The 20,372-nt window shown below is 70.3% G+C and carries 12 protein-coding genes; 5 read left to right on the top strand and 7 right to left on the bottom strand.

What is annotated here, in order from left to right; all coding sequences use genetic code 11:
• Positions 1 to 215 precede the first annotated feature (215 nt).
• Positions 216 to 470: a DUF6332 family protein gene (locus ITX44_RS19375; RefSeq protein ID WP_205358527.1), complete on the bottom strand. Its 255-nt coding sequence runs from the start codon at positions 468 to 470 to the stop codon at positions 216 to 218.
• Between the two features lie 179 nt (positions 471 to 649).
• Between ITX44_RS19375 and ITX44_RS19370 the strand changes: the two genes are divergently transcribed.
• Positions 650 to 3,175 carry a helicase associated domain-containing protein gene (locus ITX44_RS19370; RefSeq protein ID WP_236060990.1) on the top strand — a complete coding sequence of 842 codons (2,526 nt, stop codon included), beginning with the start codon at positions 650 to 652 and terminating at the stop codon, positions 3,173 to 3,175.
• 248 nt (positions 3,176 to 3,423) lie between these two features.
• Here ITX44_RS19370 and ITX44_RS19365 read toward each other — a convergent pair whose 3' ends face one another.
• Complete coding sequence (locus ITX44_RS19365) at positions 3,424 to 3,876, bottom strand: hypothetical protein (protein ID WP_205358526.1); 453 nt, start codon at positions 3,874 to 3,876, stop codon at positions 3,424 to 3,426.
• A gap of 1,388 nt (positions 3,877 to 5,264) precedes the next feature.
• Here ITX44_RS19365 and ITX44_RS19360 point away from each other — a divergent pair.
• Positions 5,265 to 8,111 (top strand): WD40/YVTN/BNR-like repeat-containing protein, encoded by a 2,847-nt coding sequence (locus ITX44_RS19360; protein WP_205358525.1) that lies wholly within the window; start codon positions 5,265 to 5,267, stop codon positions 8,109 to 8,111.
• Between the two features lie 360 nt (positions 8,112 to 8,471).
• Positions 8,472 to 9,200 (top strand): hypothetical protein, encoded by a 729-nt coding sequence (locus ITX44_RS19355; protein WP_205358524.1) that lies wholly within the window; start codon positions 8,472 to 8,474, stop codon positions 9,198 to 9,200.
• Positions 9,201 to 9,372: 172 nt separating this feature from the next.
• On the opposite strand, the gene ITX44_RS19350 is transcribed toward ITX44_RS19355, so the two are convergent.
• The 4 genes from ITX44_RS19350 to ITX44_RS19335 form a co-directional block, all read right to left on the bottom strand.
• Positions 9,373 to 10,071: a hypothetical protein gene (locus ITX44_RS19350; protein ID WP_205358523.1), complete on the bottom strand. Its 699-nt coding sequence runs from the start codon at positions 10,069 to 10,071 to the stop codon at positions 9,373 to 9,375.
• 2,933 nt (positions 10,072 to 13,004) lie between these two features.
• Complete coding sequence (locus ITX44_RS19345) at positions 13,005 to 13,388, bottom strand: hypothetical protein (RefSeq protein ID WP_205358522.1); 384 nt, start codon at positions 13,386 to 13,388, stop codon at positions 13,005 to 13,007.
• Positions 13,389 to 13,993: 605 nt separating this feature from the next.
• Positions 13,994 to 14,383: a VOC family protein gene (locus ITX44_RS19340; protein ID WP_205358521.1), complete on the bottom strand. Its 390-nt coding sequence runs from the start codon at positions 14,381 to 14,383 to the stop codon at positions 13,994 to 13,996.
• 705 nt (positions 14,384 to 15,088) lie between these two features.
• On the bottom strand, positions 15,089 to 15,283 hold the full coding sequence (locus tag ITX44_RS19335; protein WP_205358520.1) for a hypothetical protein: 195 nt from the start codon (positions 15,281 to 15,283) through the stop codon (positions 15,089 to 15,091).
• Between the two features lie 442 nt (positions 15,284 to 15,725).
• Between ITX44_RS19335 and ITX44_RS43045 the strand changes: the two genes are divergently transcribed.
• Both ITX44_RS43045 and ITX44_RS19330 read left to right on the top strand, forming a co-directional pair.
• Positions 15,726 to 16,154: a DUF6233 domain-containing protein gene (locus ITX44_RS43045; protein ID WP_372440946.1), complete on the top strand. Its 429-nt coding sequence runs from the start codon at positions 15,726 to 15,728 to the stop codon at positions 16,152 to 16,154.
• 135 nt (positions 16,155 to 16,289) lie between these two features.
• Positions 16,290 to 18,194 (top strand): multicopper oxidase family protein, encoded by a 1,905-nt coding sequence (locus ITX44_RS19330; RefSeq protein WP_307795364.1) that lies wholly within the window; start codon positions 16,290 to 16,292, stop codon positions 18,192 to 18,194.
• Between the two features lie 822 nt (positions 18,195 to 19,016).
• On the opposite strand, the gene ITX44_RS19325 is transcribed toward ITX44_RS19330, so the two are convergent.
• On the bottom strand, positions 19,017 to 19,550 hold the full coding sequence (locus ITX44_RS19325; protein WP_205358519.1) for a hypothetical protein: 534 nt from the start codon (positions 19,548 to 19,550) through the stop codon (positions 19,017 to 19,019).
• Positions 19,551 to 20,372: the final 822 nt, after the last annotated feature.

Below are 20,372 nucleotides of genomic sequence, written 5' to 3'. Positions count from 1 at the left end.
GCCCTCGCTTCGCTCGGGCCAAGCGGTGCGCTTCGCGCCCCGCAATCGGCACCTGGACAAGCAGGGTGACGGGCCGTGAAGGGGGTGGGCCGGTAGACCAGCCCCCAGCGGGGCCTGACCCCTTGCTTCACTCGGAGCCTGGCGGCGCGCCCCGCATCGGCGCCAGGCGTCCGGGAACAGGCCGAGAGGCAAGCGAACTGGACCTGCTTGGACTGTCAGGTGCCGGAGCGGCGCTGCGCATCAAACCTGTGCAGCACTCGCACCACCCGCCACACCGCCGCAACAAAACCGGCAACACCCCCGGTCGTCAGCAGGCCGTTCCCGGCCGGCTCCCCCAGTCCAACCACTACGGCGACACCGAAGGCGACAGCGAACACAGCCGCACCCAGTACTGCCGCAGTGACCAGTGCAAACACGATCTCCACTGTCATCGCGTCCTTGTCCCACCGGGATTCCCGCCCCATGTCCATGCGGTAAGTCTCCACCCACCGCGGCCCGGAGCGAACCCGCGCGGACCGGAAGAGGGATCGGCTTCCAGCGGTATCGACGTGAAGCTTACGGAGGATGCGTCAAGTCAGAGGTGCGCTAGACTCTGGACTCAGACACTCCCCCCGGAGCGCACCCGCCCGGGGTCACGCATCGTCCCGGGATGGGGAGCGTCAAAACCATGGTGGCGGTAGTCAAAGTCGAATCCAGAAGCGCGGTTATCGAGATGGATCCACTTCCGCATCAGGTCGAGGCGTCCGATGCGGCGGTGCGGAAACTTGAATTGCAGCCGGGCCAGGAAATGCCCGCGCAGGGTCTACGGACGCAGGTCCTTGCGGCGACCGGCTCAGGGAAAACCTTTATGGCGGTGCTGACTGCGCGGAAATTGCGGGCGGGTCGGGTATTGGTTCTGGTGCCGACTCTGGATTTGCTGACGCAGATGGCGGCCGCGTGGCGGGCCGGCGGGCGTACGGGACCGTTCTACGGGATCTGCTCGCTGCGGGCGGAGGAGGCTGGGGGGCTGGCGTGCACGACGGACGTGGACGAGCTGGTGGCGTGGACGCGCGGTCTGGAGCAGGTGACGGTGTTCGCCACGTACGCCAGCGTGGGGCTGGGCACGCTCCAGCGGGCGCATGAGGCCGGCCTCGCGCCGTGGTCGCTGGTGGTCGTCGACGAGGCGCACCGGACCAGTGGTCGGGGTTCGAAGCCGTGGGCGGCGATCCACGACAACATCCGGATCCCCGCCGACCGGCGGCTCTACATGACCGCCACGCCGCGCGTCTGGGAAGCCCCGGAGGCCGAAGAGGGCCGCGGCGCCCCAGTGTTGGTGGCCAGCATGGAAGACAGTCCCACCAGCCTGTTTGGTGAGGTCGCGTACAAGCTGACGCTCTCCCATGCCCGGGACATGGGCCTGGTGGCGGCGTATCAGGTGGTGTGCGTGGACGTCACCGACCCGGAGCTCCAGGCGGCCGCGCTGCTGGGGATCGAGGCCAGATCGGACAACGTACGGGGCTCCCGGCTCGCCGCGTTGCAGACCGCTGCGGTGAAGACCGCCGCCGAGCGTGGCCTGCGCAGGATGCTCACGTTCCACTACCGGACCAGCGAGGCCGAAGCGATGGCGGCCGGGGTGCCGGCCGTGGCCCGCCGCCTGTGGGAGGACGACCCGGAGACCTACCCCGAGCCCGAGCGGGTGTGGGCGTCGTGGCTGTGCGGGGAGCACACGCCCAAGCGCCGCAAGGCGACGCTGGCCACGTTCGCGGACCCGGTCGGCGAGTTGCACGAGGGTGACCTGGTCCCGATGCGCCTGCGGCTGCTTTCCAGTGTTCGGATTCTCGGCGAAGGCGTCGATACGCCGGGATGTGACAGCGTGTATTTCGGCGACGTACGCGGGTCGGCCGTGGACATCCTTCAGATCGTCGGCCGGGCGCTGCGCATGCGACCGGGAGAAGGCAAGATGGCCAGCCTGATTGTGCCGGTTTTCCTCGGCAAGGACGAGGACCCGGACGCCATGCTCACGTCCAAGGGGTACAACGGGCTGGCCAAGGTCCTGGCTGCGCTGCGTAGTCACGACACGGACACCATCGAAGCCTTGGCGGAGCAGCAGTCGAACAGCCGGAGCCGGAAGCCGTCGGCGGCGCAGATCAAGGCGGCCGGACGGGGTAAGGAGGGTGCCACGTCGGCCCCCGCGCAGAACATGCTTCAGTTCTCCACCCCGCGTGACCCGGCCATCTTGGCGCAGTTCATGAAACTCCGGATTCTCCAGCCGGAAAACACGTACTGGCGTCAGGGAATCCAGGCCGCGACCCGGTACGTGAAAGAGAACGGCGATCTGAAAGTCCCGTACAGCTTCACCACGCCGGAGGACTGGCAGCCCGCAGACTTTCCGCTGGGGACGTGGATTGCCGATCAGCGACGGTTCTTCAATGCGGGTGAGATGAAGCCCTCGCGCGCCAAGGAACTCGAAGAGTTGCAGATGGTGTGGTCGCATTGGGACGTCGCTTTTCAGGAGGGGCTGTCAGCAGCGCAGGGGTGGGCGGCCGAGCACGGGCACCTGCTCCCGCCCACCACGGCGGTGTGGAACGGACACCCTGTGGGGGTCTGGACCAAGAATTTGAGGACGGCCGGTCGGAAGCTGGCGGAGATCGAGGCGCGGCGCGAGGCCGGCCTGCCGGTCGGCTCCACCGCCGGGGCGCTGACCGAAGAGCGCCGCGACGCCCTGGAGGCGATCGACCCGAGCTGGTGCCCGGCCTGGCCGGTCGTCTGGCAGCGCTGCTACAAGCTGTGCCGCAACCTCATCGAGGCCGGCACCGCGCTGCCCACCGCTCCCGGGCAGATGACCTTGCAAGGCGAGGATCTCGGGGCGTGGGTACAGGCACAGCGCCTGGACTGGGACCAGCTGCTGCCCGCGCAGCAGTGGATGCTGGAGAACATGCTCCACCTCACCCCGGCGGAGGCGTCTGAGCGGCCGCCAGCACCCCGCACGCAAGCCGACAAGTGGGCGGCCAACCTCGCGGCCGCCCGCCAGTTCCACGCCCGCGAGGGCCACCTGCAGCCGTCCAGGAAGGCCGTGGAAGTCGTGGACGGGGTCGAACACAAGATCGGCATGTTCCTGGACAACGCCCGCAGGCGGGCCGACAAGCTCAGCCCCGAGCGCCGCGCGGAACTCGACGCCATCGGCATGCGCTGGTAACAGCACCTGGACGGCAAAAGGGCCGGGTGGGATTGACGGCAGGTTACGTCACCTATGGTCCGTCTCCGAGACCCAGATGACGGCTGACCGATCGAACGGCGTCTGTGCCGAGAAGACGTCCAACATCTCTTCCCAGCCCATCTCCGCGGGTCGCCGCACAGCAGAGTGGCCCATTCAAGGGGGGCTCCAGGTGTAGCGACCAGTCAGTCAGAACACCAGACCGGCGGGAAGGTGCAGTGTGAGCTGCGTCAGAAGGGTGGCTCGTCTGAGTACGTCTGCGTCGGCGCTGTTGGCTTGGACTGCGAGGTCGCCCAGGGGTCACTGGGCGGGGCATATCCTCCCGGGCGGCGCGGCGGTGTGACTTGCGAGGTCGCCCACGGATCGTCCATTTCTAGAGCAGCGGTTTCCTCTTCGACGCCGTCGATGTCGTTGTTCCAAAGCTGGCGTAGGTAGCTTCGGTAGGTGGTCTCGTCGTCGTAGTCGTCGGTGCGCTGGCGGTCAGGATCCTGATTGGCCATGGCCGACAGGGCCTGCAGCAGAGCGTCGACGGTCTGCCACTGGCTGATCGTCTCGCCTTTCAGGAGCCGACGGACGGTCTCTCTGCTGGCTCGCGGCGCATCGGGAAGAGCAGCGATCGCGGCGACGATGCGCGGAAGCCGGGGGCGGCCAGCGGCCCGGAAATGGAGGAACAGCTCTTCCACGAAAGCCCGCCTTGTCCCCGGCGGCAGCTCTTCCTTTGATGGCATCCGGAGCATCCGAGGCATCTTCGCCAACTCCTCCCAGCGTCAGCCTACTTACACCTGCGAAAACACATATAAGCACCAATGGACGCCCTGTGACTGCTCTCTTAGACACATGACAACCGCCATGAGACTCGCGATGATGCTCATCTGACACTCATAAACCTGGGAAAACCTCTTTCAGCAATCACACGTTTCCGCTGGTCAGAGCAGGTTTAGAGATGCTTTCGTTGGTGCTCGTCCACCTTGAGGACAACAGAACGTCTCAGATAGTGGACGGCGGCTGAGTCGTCGCCGAAACGGCGACGGCCCCCTGGTGCGCAGGGAGCCGTCAGCAGATGACCAAACCACTCACGCCAAGGAGCAGCTCGTGTCCGAGACCGAGCGTAAAGCCAAGTTCGCGGCTCTGGAACCCCCTCCGGAGCAGCAAGGGCAACCCGCGCGAAGCCGGTGGAGGGAACGTCTCCGACAGGTAGCCGCCGAGGCCGGGCTCTCACTGGTCCGGGGCGCAGCCACTGCGGCTGGCGGCGCCCTGATCACCGTCATGGTGGTCTGGATTCAAGACCGGTCCTGAGCACATCTCCGTACGAGCTGGCGTCATGGCACCAGCTCGTACGGGACCTTTCACCTGCCGTCTGGTCTGTCCCGCAGCGGGCACATCTCGAGTAGCACAGGAATCCCTGCCTGTGAGCGGTACGCCAGAACAAGCCAGCACAGCGGTGGGGATGTGGGGCGAGGACGTCGTCGCTCAGCTCCTCCGCGAGGCGGATCCGGCGCCGGCCTTCCTGGGCGAGGCCGATCAGGGCCTGGTGGATGTCGGCGATGTCGCGGCAGTAGGTGACGCCGGGCACGCCGCGCGGGCAACGGTGGCTTCCCGGTGCTCCCCCAGCGCCCAGCGGGCGCCCCCACCCCGACGACCCAACCGAGCTGATACGAAGGCCAGGCGCAGCCGCCCAGGCCGGTAGAAGAACGCGAGACGCGGCCCTCGACCTTCGTGTCTCGTCAGCTCGTACGTGGTGCCCGCAAGGAGCGGTGCGGCGCTCGGCGGAGCACCGGCGGCCCGACCGGGCACCCGCGCTGGCTGCCGGCCCAGGTCGCCCGCGCGCCGGCCCGCCGGAGGCGGCTCATGACCCGGCCCGACTGACGTCCAGTCGTCGTCCAGAGCGGTCTGCGAGCCTTCCCTCGTCCTTCGGCCGGCGGGCACCCGCGCGTCCGGCCAGGAGGGGAAAGCTCGATGTTCCACGCCGGGAAGGTGGTGCTGGTCGATGAGGGGTCGGTGGGATGCGCGGAGCCGGTCGGGCCGGTCGGGGCGGTCGGGTCCGCGCTGGTTACGCGATCGCCGGGTGACGATGGCCGCGTCAGCGATCATGCTGTGCGGTCTGCTGCTGGCCGCGTGCAATCCGGTGAACCTGCGCGGTGGCCTGGCCGTGGGGATCTTCGACGGAAGTCCGCGAACGGAGAACTCCACGGGTGCGTTCCGGGGCGGTCCGATGGGCCGGGTCATCAGCGTGGCCACCTCGGCGGACGGGAGCCGGATCTACGCCGGGGCCGATCACGCGGGGCTGTGGCGATCGGACGACATGGGCGTGTCGTGGCAGCAGATGGAGCAGCCGCAGCCCGGTGACGGCGCGGCCGTCTGCCCGGCCGGCTGGAAGCCGACGTCGGGCTGCCGGCTGGGGTCGCAGACGATCCGCAGTATCGCCGTATCGCCCACCGACCCCGATCTGGTGTTCGTGGGCACGGTCAACGACCAGCACAGCCCGGAACGCGACGGGGTGTACCGCACTGAGGACGGCGGCGTCACGTGGGAGCTGGTGTTCCAGCAGCAGTGCAAGACCGGCGGGCTGCCGGGGGTGACGAACCAGCCGATCGAGCAGGTGCTGTTCGCCCCCGACGATCCCACCAAGCTGTGGGCGAGTGCCGGCTGCGGGGTCGCCTATTCGACGGTCGGCGGTATCCCGCCGTCCGCGCCGCCGACATCCGGCGCCGACCCGACGGCGATCGGCGCCCGGGGGACCTGGCGGGTCAACATGCAGCCGTCCGTGGCCTACCGGATCGCGGTCGGGCCGCGCACCCAGGACGGGCGGCGTTCGGTGTGGGCGTGCGGCGACAACTCCGGGGCCCGGCTGTGGCGGGCCACCGACGGCGGGACCAGCTTCACCGATATGAGTACGGTGCTGACCGGGGCGTCGGCGCTGTCCCAGCTGATCTGCTGGACGCCCTCCGCCGCCGCGGACAACAGACGGCGGCACGAAGCGATGATCTCCAGCTCCCAGGCGATGACGGTCGACCCGGCCCACCCGGACCGGCTCTACGCGCTCGCCTGGGGCAACAACGGCTACCAGTTCCGGCACTGCGGCGGCAGCGGCGAGGCGGGCTGCCCGCAGAGCGGCGTCGACCACGTGGTCAGCCCGTGCACCGACAGCTACTGCGGACCGACGATCCTGCAGATCGACGCCGACACCGCCACCGTACGGGCCCTGTCCTCGCCGCCGCGCACCGGTGAGGGGAGCAACGAGGCACCGGCCGGCAGCGGCGAGGTGACCCTGGCCGGACAGGCACAACCGGACGGCCGCTTCCTGCTGTTCATGGGCAACGGCGCCTACTTCGCCTCCGCCGTCGCGCCCGCGACCTCGCCGTACGCCTGGCACCGGCTGGACGGCCCCGACCCCGGCGACCAGTGCACCCTGGTGAACCCGGCCACCCTGGCGGCCACCTGCAGCAGCAACAACTTCGACCACCGCGAGAACCACACCCTGCCGACGGACGTCCTGCACCCCGACAGCCACGCCTTCACGGTCAGCCCCAACTTCTCCATGAACCTGACGACATCCGCCGTCACCCCGTGGAACGCCGCCCTCGGCAACTGCGCCGGCACCGGGGTCATGGTGCAGACCGACGACGGCGGCCTGGCCACCAGCACCGACTGCGGCCGGAACTGGACGCTGGCCAAGGGTCTGTCGACCAACCCCGGCGGCGGGTTGGGCGGATACTCCCGCGGCGGCGGCAAGCAGCCCATCCTCTGGGTCGGCGGGCGTGACGACGACGCGTGGCTGTCCAACAACGGCGGCCAGGACTGGACCCTCGCCGGCACCTGCGGCGACTGCCAGGGCGCCCTGGTCGACCAGCTCGGCGGGGTGATCGCCCACCACAACCGCGGCCCGTCCATCACCACCTGGAACGTCCCGGCGACCGGAACGTTCGGCCCAGGGGCACCCGGCGGCCACACCTACACCTTCCCGAGCGACGTCGAGGGCAGCGTCGGCGCCGACTGGACCAAGGGATACCGCTACCTCGTCCAAACCGTGCCCGGCGAGAACCCGGTGCCCTTCGGGGACGTCGTCGGCGTCGACAACGACTCCACCGGCACCTACGTCATCCGCGCCGCCGGCGGCGGATCCTTCCACCGGGTCGGCCCGGCACTGCCGGCCGGCGTGCGGGCCGTACTGCAGACCAGCGGCGGGCACACCGGCACCCTGTTCTGGGTCGGATCCCGCGGCCCGGACTTCGCCTCCTCGGAATCCGACCAGCTCTACGTCGCCGACCGCCCGGACAGCCCCACCCGCTGGATCTGCGTGGTGCCCGGCTACGACCCGCTGACCGGCGGCTGCAAGCAACCCGCGGACGCCGCGGACGCCCCCTGCCCGGCCGACCAGGCATGCCACGCCTACCGCTTCTTCGCCGACCCCTACGACAGCCAGGTGGCCTACATCCTGGACGCGAACGGGGTCAAGGAGACCCTCGACGGCGGTGCCACCTGGCACCTGCAGCCCGAACTGACCACCAAGGTCCTGGCCGACGGGGCCAGTCCGCCGCACTGCAAGGGCAACTGCGTCTACGACGACGACGACTCTCCGCTGCGCTCGATGGTCTTCGTCCCCGGTGAGCCGGGAACCCGGTTCGCGGTCGGCGTCAACGGCGTCTTCATGACCCTGTCCGCCAACCCTGGCACCACCGGCGGCGGCACGGCCCTCACCGAGCACTGGCACCAGCTGCTCGACCCCACCTCCACACCCTGCCTGGCCACCAGCGGATTCTTCGACCCGGCCGGACCCTACGGCCGCGCCCTGTACGTGGGCTGCACGCAACGCGGCGTCCTGGGCATCCTCCAGATCCCCGCCCCCGGCGACCGCAACAGTCTCGACACCGGGCCGACCCCCACCAACACCTGGCCCACCACCCCGCCACACGCCTGAGCCCCGGAACGCAAGCCTCGCCCGCCGCCCTCACCCGCGGCGCTGTCGCCCGGTCGGGAGCGGTCCCCGCGGACCGGCCCCGACCGGGTTCGACTCCACTCCCGAAAGAGCTCAGGATGCGCCTGCTCCGGCACGCCGGCGACCCCGAGCGCGACAAGCCCATCCACCTTGAGCAGATGCACCCTCTCAGCCACTCGGTGAGAGTGATCAACCGATCAGCGAACCTGACCACATCTCATGAATATGCAGGTCACACACCACGGAACTCCACGCCGTCACCAGTCTCCAGCCCCCTCTCCACCACAAAAACAACCGAACCAACTACACGATCAGCCCAGGTCACAGCCCTGCAGAACGATCATGATCCCCGGGCGCGGACAGCTGGACGGCGCGGGCGTGCCGGTAGCCGAGGCGGACGAGCTGGTCTCCCGTCTGGAGGCCGGCGCGGTGGCCGGGGCGCACACCTGGGTGTCGGAGAGCAGCGCGCCGCACGGATCGGACCCGGCCTTCGACGACGGCTGGTTCGCCGGGGTGAAGGACGCCTCGCGCCTCCTGGCCGACATCGCCGACCGCACCGCGGCGCAGCGCGCCCGTGCCGAGACAGGCCTCGAACTCCTCACCCGCCTGCGCCAGGCAGCGCCTGCGCCCGCGGTGCCCGCGCAGCAGCCGTCCGCGGCGGCCGACGTCCCACCGCCCGATCCGGACGAGGTCCTGGCCGCGGCGCTGCGGTGCCCATGGGCCCTGACCACCCCGGACCAGTTCTTCGCCGCCGAGGCCTCCCGCCAGATCCTCAACCTGGCGCTCAGCGCCGTACGCGAGGACGAACGCGACGGCTACGCGCAGCGCCTTCAGGCGTTCGCCGAGGCGCACCGCGAGCGACTGGCCGAACTCCTGCGCGCCTACGAGCCCGGCAGCGCACCCGCCGCCCACGGCCGCTACGCCCCGGTCGGCCAGCCCGAAGCCCTCGTGATCTGCGAACGGCTGGAGGCCGCTCCACTGCTGCTGAACGGGCTGTGGGAGGGGGAGCTGGAGGACATCCTGCTGGACGATCTCGCGTACACGTGGGGAGTCCGCCTCCCCCGCCCGTGAGACCCGCACAAGCACAACACGAGGCCGGGCCGGGCACCCCAACAGGGAGCCCTGACCCGGCCCTTGTGCGCCTCCGTGTCCGCCCCGCTGACACGAGACGGACACCTCCCCGGCTGCTGCCACAAAGCCGCCACACGCGCGTACAGCGGCTCTGCCGCGCCACCCCGAGCGGTCAGGCGGGGTCGGCGGGCCGGTCGGGGCACTCCCGGACGAAGCCCTGGGAGACCGGCCGCCAGGCGCCCTGGTCCGGGCGTCGGCTCAGGCGGTCGGCCTGCAGGGTAACGGTGATGAGTTGCTCGGTCGTCAGCGGTATCGCCGCCATGTAGACCTGGCCGAGGTGGTGGCAGTGCATGGGGTGGCGCGGGCGCCCGGAAGGCGGCTCACCCGCGACAGCGATCAGGTCCTCGAAGCGCCAGCCCAGCGAGCCCGCCATGTTGCTCAGCCGGTGCCAGCGATGCTCGTCGCGGCGGTCGAATCTCAGCATGCTTCCGTAGATCGTGCTGAGGGAAAGCCCCATGAACGGCAGCTCGCGCACCCCGAAGCCGCGGTTGCGGATGAGCTGGTCGAGCACGGTCGCGAACGGGCCCGCGTCCGGATGCGCCTGGACCTTCCGGTCGGGCTCCGGACGCGGTGACGGATCCGGGGGCGGGGCCGGCAGGGTGCGCACGAAGTCCGACAGCGCCGCCATCTGCGCGTGGTCGCAGTAACTGACCCGGTAGGCGAACTCCCTCATGACCCGTCCGTCACGCACGGGAGGCAGCAGCTCGGCCGGCACCCGATGCCCGGCGACCGCGAGCATGTCGGACCTGAGCAGGCCAAGGTCCGCCGCGATCTGCGCGCACCGCGCCGGATCGGTATCCGTGCCGCGCACGGCCAACTCCTGCAGTATCCGCGTCCGTTCCACCAACGCCACGATACGGACACGGCGCACCCCAGGTGCCACGCACCGGCACCGCCTTCGCACGAGCTGTCCACACGCCCCCCTGTCCCCGGCCCGGCCCTCGTGTCCGCCCTGCCTGCCCCGCTGACACAAGACGACAAACGCGCCCGGCCGCTGCCACGAAGCCGCCACACGGGCGTACAGCGGCTCTACCGCACCCCCTGAGCACGGCGGCCCGGCCCGCCTGCCGAACCCTGCCTGTCGCGGCGGCCGGACACCCTTAACGCCGGGACACCGACCCCCACACCCGCCTCCCCGACGTACCCGGTCCGCGGTTCCGTTCGCCGCAGCCCTGGACGGGCCTTGACACCAGCACTACGCCCCAGGCCCTCCCCCGAGCCCGGCGACACGGACGCCAATGGCGTCCTTCAGGGCCCCCGCCGCGCCGATCCGGCGCGGATTCGCGGCCGGGCAGGCACCCTGTGCCGGTGATCATGCGCCGCCCACTGGGCACCGGCCCCAACCCCGATGACAACCCGGAGTTGTCACCCATCGCTGCGAACGTCCTGCCGCCCTGGCCCCTGCGCGGCACCGCCGCACAGCGCCTCGTCCCTGCCGTACCGGCCCCACTTGCCCGACCCGAACGCGACCACGGGCGCCGCATCCTGGGCGCCGGACCGGCAACGCCCGCCTGACCCACCCGGCGCTCGCCGCCGCGGCCGGGCCGAGGCCGGGCACGGCCACCCATCCGGCCCTGTTCCCGAAGCTCTCCGCGCTTCCGCTTCCGCCACCGTCCTTGTAGGTGGCGGGACGGGAGAGCGGAGAACTGAGGGAAGTCAGCGCCCAGGACGTGCCCGCCGGACATCACTACCGCAGGTCAGAACCGGTTTTCCGCAGAGCCGTGTACTTCGGGGGTGCGCTCTAGTTGCGCGCGCCAAACCATCGCAATCCGGGGCACGTGCGCTCTAGTTGCGCGTGCTGCCGCACCCTGCGGCACAGCATTCCGCTTCCCGTCCGGCCAGTCCAAACGCAGCCCGGTTCCTCCCGGCCGCTGCGCGCCGTGAAGGCCGGGGCAGGGCTTGCGAGTTTCGCAGGCGACTCGGTGGACTTGGCGCCATGGTCCCCCCATGGCCTACCCGTCACCGCCGCCGGCCGAGCAGTCGGCGGCGGTGACGCCGGCGGTGGTCGTGGTCACCGCCGCCGCCCGGCACCAGCCTGGAACCGCCCGTCCTGCTGACCACCAGCGCCGGCCGCGGTGCCGGTCGGACCTTCACCGAAGTGGTGACCACGGTCACCACCGTGCCCGCCGCGACCACCAGGAGCGGCCCGGCCGCCCGGCCGCGAAGGCCCCACCCCGCCCGGCCCCGAGGCGCACCGGCCCGGCTTCCGCTTGCCTCCCTCTCCTCCTGGCGGCGGTGCACGGGTGGGGCCCCGAGGGGTTGTCAGCGCCCCGCAGACCCCCGATGCATTTACCCGCCGCAGGTCAGCACCCCTTTCCCGGGAAGCCGCATACGGAGGGGGTGCGCGTTGTGTCGCGCGGTCCTGTCGCGCGTTGTGCTGCGCGTCCTGGTGCGCGTCGTGTCGGACACCCCCGCGCCGGTTCCGATTCGCGCGCAGGTTGCCTGCCGAGGCGTCTGCGGAGTTGCCCACGGAGTCGCCTGCGGAGTCGCCCACGATCGGGCACAGGCGCGCCCGGAACACCAGGCCACCGCCGCGGACAAGGGGCGCCGGCCGCGCCGACTACTTCCCTGGGAGACCCATCCCGGCCCCGGGAAGCACCGTCCGGCCCGGCACGGGCCCGCTTCCCCACCGCTCCCCCGCCCGGGCGCCGCGACCCCACCCGCCGGCCGCCCGGCCACCTCCGGGCCGCCCGCGCACCCGTCACCCGCCACTTCTTCCACCAGGTGCAAGGGGGCGTCGGGCAGGCCGGAGGTGGTTGTCAGGCTGCACTTAACGCCCCGCCGGGCGCTGACCAGCACGTTCACCGCGACCGCGCGCGGCCGTGCCGGGCCGGTGTCCCGCACGCCGGGTGCCGGTGCAACCGGCCCCGCCGAGGTGTCGCCCACGGTGGCGCCGGAGGGCTCACCGGCAGTCTCGGCGAAGGTGTCGCACACCGTATCGCCGGACGTGTCCCCGGACGTGCCGCGGCCGGTCCACCCCGCCCCGGCGGGCCCGCCCGGTTCCCGCAGCCGCACCCGAAGTGCAACCCGGCCGCCAGCCCCGACACCTCTCCCCAGCCCCTCCGGGGAGAGGCACTCCCACCCCCACCGTCACCTTCGCGCGGCAGCCCCGGCACCCGCGGAAGGTGAAGACCGCCCACGGCTCCACACGCGTACGCGTGTCCGCGCACCTTGGACACGACGGTTCACCGCGATCCGGGCCGCGTGATGAACCCCGTGAACCCGGCCCCGAACCGGCCCGGACTGCCGCGCCCGGCCCGCGACCACTGGGAAGCGGGCCAGGCCAGACCCACGCGCCGTTCCCCGAGCAACGACCCGCACCACCCCCGTCTCTCCCTTCCTCCATGGGCGGAAAGGGGCGGAACGAGGGGAAGTCGGCGCCGGCGAGCGGCACGGCGGACATCACTGCCACAGGTCACAGCACGGTTCCCGGCGGCGGTCACCCGCTGTTGCGCACGGATGGTTGAACGCCCCCGTGAACGGCTGGTTGAACGCCTGGTTGCCGGACCCCGCCCACCGGCACATCACCCACAGGCACGACGTCGCGCCCAGTTGCGGCCGCCACCGGAACCCGCAAGACGCGGCCGACCCGCACCAAGACGGCACCCGAGGGCTTCCGCTCCAGCGGGCACCCGCACCGGAACCCAGACCCGCACCCGAACAGGAACCCCCAACGGCAACCCGGCCCGCGGGCGGCCGGTGTCTCACACGGGAGACACCACCAGGGCGGCCAGCCGCGGGCGGTCAGTCCTGCCGGGGCGGGGCGATCTCGTCCAGGCGCTCAAGGATGCGGGCCTGGCCCTCGACAAGCGAGCCGACCGCGCCCGCCAGCTGCTCCAGCATCCGACCGTGCGACTGGAGCTCCCGGCCGTGCTCGATCTGCGTCTCCCGCAGCGCCCCGACCGCGCCCTCCAGGGCCTCCAGCCGCCGGGCGATCGAGCGCTCCCCCGGCGCGCCGATCGCGTCGGCGAGGGAGTCGATGTTGCCGAACGCGGTGCGCTGCTGATCCCGGATCGACGCCAGCTGCTCGCCGTGCTCGGCCAGGGTGCGGCCGGCGCGGAACGCCTCCGCCTCCAGGTCCCGCAACCGCCCGTCATACTGCGCCGACTCGGCCGACTCACTCGTCATGCCACCCATCCTCCCAGCCCCCACCAGCCGGCCCGCACCGCGACCGCCAGGCAGCGGGCAGTCCGCCGGAGCCCGCCATATCACTCAGTCCGACCGGCATGCACCTACCGCACCGCGCTGACCTGCACGGACACCGCCTGCCGCCGCTTGCATGTACTTTGCCGCACCGCAGCAGTGCACTCCCCGTGCCGCTCACCGGCGGCACTCCCCGGCTCTTCCACGGCGCCCGATATCGCTTTGTCCACCCCCTTGACCGCACGGACTGCCCAATTCCCCGCCGTTCCACTCCCATACGCCCCTGCTCGAGCGCTGCGGAACGGGCGACGGGTGCGGTGCCCGGTCGACGCGAACCCCGCCGCTCACCGCATTCCACGACCGTGACCTGCGGCAGTGATGCCCGCGGAACACCTGTCCGGTGCCACTGAACGTTGACCGTTTGCCACTGAAATTTGACCGACGTGTTCGTCTGCCACCGAAGGCTGACGGGGCGAGGTCGATGGGAGAACGCCGGATCGAAGTGCAGTTTGGAGACTGCAGGGCGGTCCCGATGTGACCGCCCTGTCCGACCTGCGTAGCATGCCCACCAGGTGCGACGGTCCGCCGGATTAGGTAAATTTGCGCTCTTTGTCTTTGATTAGGCAGAAGGGATGCCCGGCCGGATCAGTGAGGACCCGCCAATGTTTGTCCTTGCCCGGCTGGTGGTCCGGCCTCCTCGCGCCAAGTTCCAGCAGTTGGGCCTCCGCCTCGTCCATGTCCTGGACCGCGAAGTCGAGGTGGCACTGTTGAGGCACCGTTTGGTCGGGCCAGCGGGGAGCTTGGTAGTCGTCGACCCGTTGGAAGCCGATGAAGAGTCCGTCCTCACGAGTGATACCGGCGAAGTGGGCGTCTGATTTCGGGTGGGGCTCAAGGCCGGTGGCCTGCTGATAGAACGCCAACAAAGCGAGCGGATCAGGGCAGTCGAGTGTTATCGCGGTCAACTTCATCTGCAGGGGCACAGCATCTCCGGACCGGTCGGTGGACTTTCGGGATCCACACCCTAGAGGCGGTCGGCCGCCTGCCGAAGGGCTTCAGCCTCCAGCTGCTGCACCTGCTGGGGGCGGTGCGGTAGGCGGCGTACCGGTCGACCTTCGCCAGCAGGCGTGCGTAGGACATCGTGCCGCAATCCAGTTCCACGAACGCAAACCGCCCCCGTGGCGAGCAGCACCACGACATCGGGGACCAGCGCCCCTGTCGGCGTCGGATGCGCCGGCTCGATCTGCCAGTCCCCCGCATCGGCGGCCGCCGGCGGCCACACCCCTGCCACTGCCATATCACTCAGCCCGACCGGCACGCACTTTGCCCGCCGCGCTGACCTGCCCAAACCGCGCCCCCGACCGCGCCCGTGTACTTCGCCGTGCCGCAGCAGCGCACTCCCCCTGCCGCCCGCCGACGCCACCCCACGGCTGTTCCACAACGCCCGATATCGCCTTCCCCGCCCCCTTGACTGCACGGATTGCCCAATTCCTCGCCCATCCATGGCGTTCCACACCCATACATCCGTGTTCGGGCAGGTGTCGAGCGGGCGGCGGCCCTGGCGCCAGCGGTCGGCGCACCGGCCGCTTACCGGCGTTCCCCAGCCGTGACCTGCGGTAGTGATGTCCGTGGAACACGGCTGTCTGGTGCCACTGAACTTTGACCGGTCGGCTGTCACCGGTCTCGCGTTACGGAACATCGAGCCCGAGATTCGACCCGCTGAGGGTGACGACAACCGCCCACACGCACACCAGCAGCGTGAGGGCCACTCCGCCCGCCAGGAGACATCCCAGGCCGACGCCGAGCCCCTGCTCCGACCACCGGGACTGCCGCCATACCGCCACCGCGGACACCAGCGCCACCGCCACACCCAAGACACCCATGAAGCCCCCCGGGCACGAACATCGGACACTCCGGCGTACCAGTAGCGTGCGTTGGTCCTCCCGCACCCGCATGAGTACGCGTACTCAACCCGGGCAAGCAGCACGAGCGGAGTAGCACGGGAACGACGAAGCCCCCGACCGGGGGCGTCCGGCCAGGCGCCGGCGAAGGGAGCGGAATCGTCCTGACCAGGTAGTCGAGGTTCGATGGCAGGAACCGCACAGTGGCCCATCTTCAGTGCCAATCGGTTAAGAATCAGTGGCATGGGACAGCGGCCCCGGGTGCAGCGGCGGAAGCCGTTCCACTATGGAATCGAACGGAGAATAACCAGCCCGGAGCCGTGAGCGACGACCACGACCAGAAGGAAAAGACGGCGGTCTTGCCGAAGGCCGACGGGCCCCGGCCTCCCGCTGCGAGCCGATCGAGGGCGAGCGTTACGACCAGGTGCCCACCGAGCGCGTCGGCGTCGCCCCGGCCTGGAAGGTCGAGGAACGGGTGTACTTCACCGACGACGTCGGCCCCGCCCGCGTCGTGCACCGCAGACACTGCCACGCCAACCGCGACCACGCCCGGCCCGCGACCACCGAGCAGGCTCGCGCTATCCTCGAGCGCGCCGACGCCGCGGCGGCCAGGTGTGCCGGCCCGACCGGCCGCTGCACACCGCGGCGTAGCCCGAGACAAGGTTGCCTCTGGGGTTGCCTCAGCCCCTTCCCAGGAAGAGCGGGCGCCCGACTCCTGACCTGCGGCGCAGCCTGTTCGGCGGGGGCGCAGCGCACGCCGACAACTTCTCTATGGACCCGCTCGACCCAGACGGAGAATCCCCACGAGCCCGAGGGCCGCCCCTGGCGCCAAGGAAGCCCCAACTACCGGTGACGGTCATACGGTTACCATCTGGAAGCTGGTCGAATTGTCGCCAGGATCGGCCCCTTGAGTGGCTTTCCCAATGCCGTGTGGCCCTGCTCCCCGAACCTCTCGCGGAACCCCTGTATCTCATGATCGTCACGTGCGGTGAGAGAAGGGCTGGAGACGATGGTGGAGCGCAGGAAGTTCCTCATGGCCGGCGCCATGGGAGGTGCGGCCATGGTCCCGTGGGGCCGCATGAGCACGCAGGCGCAGGCGCAGGCTCACGGGGGCGGAGACCCGGGCACCACCATCCCTCAGACCCCTGCGCTGGAGAAGTACGTCGACCCGCTGCCCACGCCGCTGACCGCGATCGCGGACACCTCGGTCTACCCGGGCGCGGACTACTACGAGATCACGATGCGGGCCGGCTCCTGGCGCTTCCACCGCGATCTCGGACCGGCGACCGTGTGGGGGTATTGGGCCACGGACCCGCACCGTCCGCACCGGCCGATCGGCATGGGCTACCTCGGGCCGACCCTCGAGGTGACCAGGGACCACCCGACGGTCGTCAAGTGGCGTAACCGCCTGCCGACCACGCACCTGTTCCAGTTCGTCATCGACGACATCCGCAGCGGCAACGCCCAGCTCACTCCGACCCCACCTCCTCCCTACAAGAGCGAGGTGCCGTTCCCACCGGACGTCAACGTGTGGAACGTCGTCCATCAGCACGGCGGTTACACGCCGCCGCAGTCCGACGGCATGCCCAAGCAGTCCTACAGTCCCGACGGCATCCATGCGGAGTCCTACAGCACGCTGGACCCGGACCGGGTCGAACCCAACGAGGCGATCTACGCCTACACCAACCACGACCAGTCGTGCCTGCTCTGGTACCACGACCACGGCATGGGGATGACCAGCCTCAACGTCTACGCGGGCCTGGCCGGCCTTTACACCATCCGCGACCCCGAGGACGAGCAACTCGGACTGCCGAGCGGCGAATTCGAGGTCCCTCTCATCCTCCAGGACAAGACCTTCAACCCCGACGGCACGCTCGCCTACACCATGACCCTGCAGGAAGGCGAGGACACCCCGGTCGTCAACGGGAAGGCCTACCCGTTCCTGGCCGTCGAGCCCCGCCGCTACCGCTTCCGCATCCTCAACGCCTCCAACGAGCGCTTCTGGCGGCTGCGGTTCGAGACCCCCCGCGATGTCCTGCCCCAGCCCACCCTGCCGTTCTGGCTGATCGGCACCGACGGCGGTCTGCGCACCCCCCTGCGCATGCTGAATTTCCTGATCTCACCGGCCGAGCGATACGACCTGATCGTCGACTTCAGCCAGCTGCCCATGGGCACGAGCGTCACCCTGACGAACTACCACGCCCCGGTCCACTACCCCGGCATGCCGGGACTGGGGCCCGAGATCTCGGAGATCATGCAGTTCCAGGTCACCAAGCCACTGTCCGGCGGCGGGGACAAGTCGACGCCACCGGACAAGCTCGACCTACCGGCCGTCACCCCCTTCGAGCCGACACCGCAGATGCGTCGCCGGGAGTGGGTCGTCTACCAGCACCAGCTCTTCGGCACCATGACGTTCAACGCGGTGCCGTTCTACGCGCCCTCCCAGGACTTCGTCACGACCAGCACGGGCGAGGTCTGGGAGTACATCAACCCCAACCACGACGCCCACCCGATGCACGTCCACCTCATCAACTTCCAGGTACTCAACCGGCAGCCGATCGACGCCGCGAGCTACCAGGAGCAGTACGAGAAATGGATCAACGGCGGCCGCGAACCGGAGGACCTGCCAGTACTGGAGAACTACCTCACCGGCCCGCCGATCCCACCCGACCCGGACGAGGCCGTATCCCTCAAAGACACCTTCAAGTCCTACCCGGAAACAGTGACCCGGATCGTCATCCCGGACTTCACCCCACCAACGGACCCGATCGCGTCGATCCCGGGCAGCGGCACCGAACTCCCGGCAACCTACATCCACCACTGCCACCTGCTAGAACACGAGGACGACGACCTGATGCGCCCCTGGACCATCGTCCAAAGCGCCGACAACTGACACGCCCAGCCCGCACAGGCGGCCACTCAGCCGTCGGCTGAGCACGTCGACCCACCGCTCCCCAGCCGCCAGGCGGCCGCCCTTGACGCGCTGGACCGGCTGCTGGGCAGGCCTGACCGGGATACGCCAACGACTCGGCCGGCCTGCTTCTCGGTCCACCGCGTTATACAGCCCTAGCGAGGCCGGGCCGGTCTGACCGATGAGGTCCCATCCCGATCCTGTGCGGCGCCGCGGCCGCCCTGCGTCGGCGCCATGACCTTCAGGACTCCAATCGAAGGCCAGTCTCCTGGCGTCAGCAGTCATGCACCGAACGCAGCCGGTACTCCGAAGCCGCAGGGCTGGAATCCCGAACAGCCCCTCCCCAGGGCGGGGGCGATGATGGAGGTGTGTCCGTCTCCCCGGCTACGGCCGACGCGGCGGCCGCCCGGCACCTGACCGAGCAGCTGCGCGCAGCGATGGCGCGTGCCCACCAGGCGCTCGCGCAGCTGGCCGAACGTACCCGCACCGCACCCGAACACCAGGTATGGACCGCACTCGGCTGCAGCAGTTGGGGCGCCTGCGCCGAAGGCGAACTCGGCAACAGCCGCGCCCAGGCCTACCGACTGCTCGACATCGCCCACACCGCCCGTGCCCCTCAGCCAGGCCGCCGCCGGGCGGCGCGGTGTCTCCCGCGGGAGACACTCCCGCCAACGTCCCACGGTGCGCAGACGTACGGGCCTCCTTCCGCTTCGCCGCGGTCTCTCTTGCGGTGTGCCGGTGCGTCAGGTGCGGGGCCGCCACACACTGCCTGCCGCATCCGCGCGCTGGCGGCGCCGCCCAGGGCTACGTGTCCCTGACCTCCAGCGCCTCACGCGCCACGCTGATGAACGTGAGGTACGCCTCCCGGAATCGACGGTAGGCGGCGTCGTACGCGTCGCGCTGCTCGGAGCTTTCGTCACTGGCAAGCGCCTTGAGTTGCTGCTGTACACGCCGCGCCATGTTCCGCACGTGATCCGCCGCGCCGGACACCTCGGCAGGACCGTCGAGCCGGACCTCGTGCATCGCCCGGTTCATGTCCGCAATGGCCGGGCCGATGCGCTGGTACATCTGCGTCAGCAGACGGTTCCTGCTGTCACGGTCACGGGTCGCGTCCACGTCGTCGATCTGCCACGTGACCGCGTTGAACGCGTGCGCGCAGCTCATCATCTCCCGGTAGGCGGAACGGCGCCGCTCGCGTTGCTCACGCAGGGCCTCCGCGATGGTCGTCGTCTCTGCTTGGGCCTTCGCCGCACGGAAGGTCGCCCGTCCGGTGATGTGGCTGGCCCCGAGTGCGGTGAGTGCAGTGAGGACGCCGATCCACAGTCCGCTGTCCGCCATGGGCAGGAAGTCTGTCAGCCCTGAGCGCCGATCGGACAGACCGTCAGTCGACCCCTCCCGTGACCTCTGACGACCCGCGGCCGACGCAGCAGCGGCGGCCATGCGCCCCGCCAGGGCCGCCGGAGGCACCAAACCGCCCCTTGACCCCTCGCGCCGCGCCCACCACCCAGCCGTACCCGTCTCCTTCTCATCGGGTGCAGCAGGGGGGGTGGAGGGCAAGAGCGGTCGTCGAGCCTCCCAGCAACATCACTACTTGCGACCTGACCTGCACAAACGCCCCAATCGGCGCTCAAGGGGCCGGTAGGAGCCCCGGCAGTGGTCCCGTAAGGGGCCCTGGAAGGAGTCGCGGCCGGGGCGGACATCGACCGCCAGCCGGTCCCTGAGCCTTCACCGGCACCTGACGGCGCCGGTACGTTCCAGGGCACCTCCCCCCGAGCGAAGCGAAGGCCTGGAGACGCCCGGGCCGTCAACGCGCCGCGGGCAGCCCGTCCAGCGTCCAGTAGCCGTCCGGCCCGCCGACCCGCCACACCGGTGCTCCGCAGGCCGGCCCCTCCTTGGCGGTGCCGGCGCACCCCGCAACTCATGGGCCCGGGCATCGCGCCGCGGACTTCGAGATGGGTGAGGGCAGCCCGCATGCACCGTACACAGTCGCCCTCGCGAGCAACCGGCCCGGCCCCCCCCTGCTACCTGCGGCACGCGGTTGCACCAGGGCGTCGCCTCCAAGCACGCACACCGAAACGGCCCCCGACACGACACCGGAAACGACGCCCCGCGCGCCACCGAGCCACCCGCGAGCCACCACACCACACCTTCCCGGCCGGC

Origin of the sequence: Actinacidiphila acididurans, from assembly GCF_016918855.1 — a bacterium.
GTDB classification, from domain to species: domain Bacteria; phylum Actinomycetota; class Actinomycetes; order Streptomycetales; family Streptomycetaceae; genus Actinacidiphila; species Actinacidiphila acididurans.
Note: the sequence above shows the minus strand (reverse complement) of the source record. Positions and strands in the feature narration are given on the sequence as shown.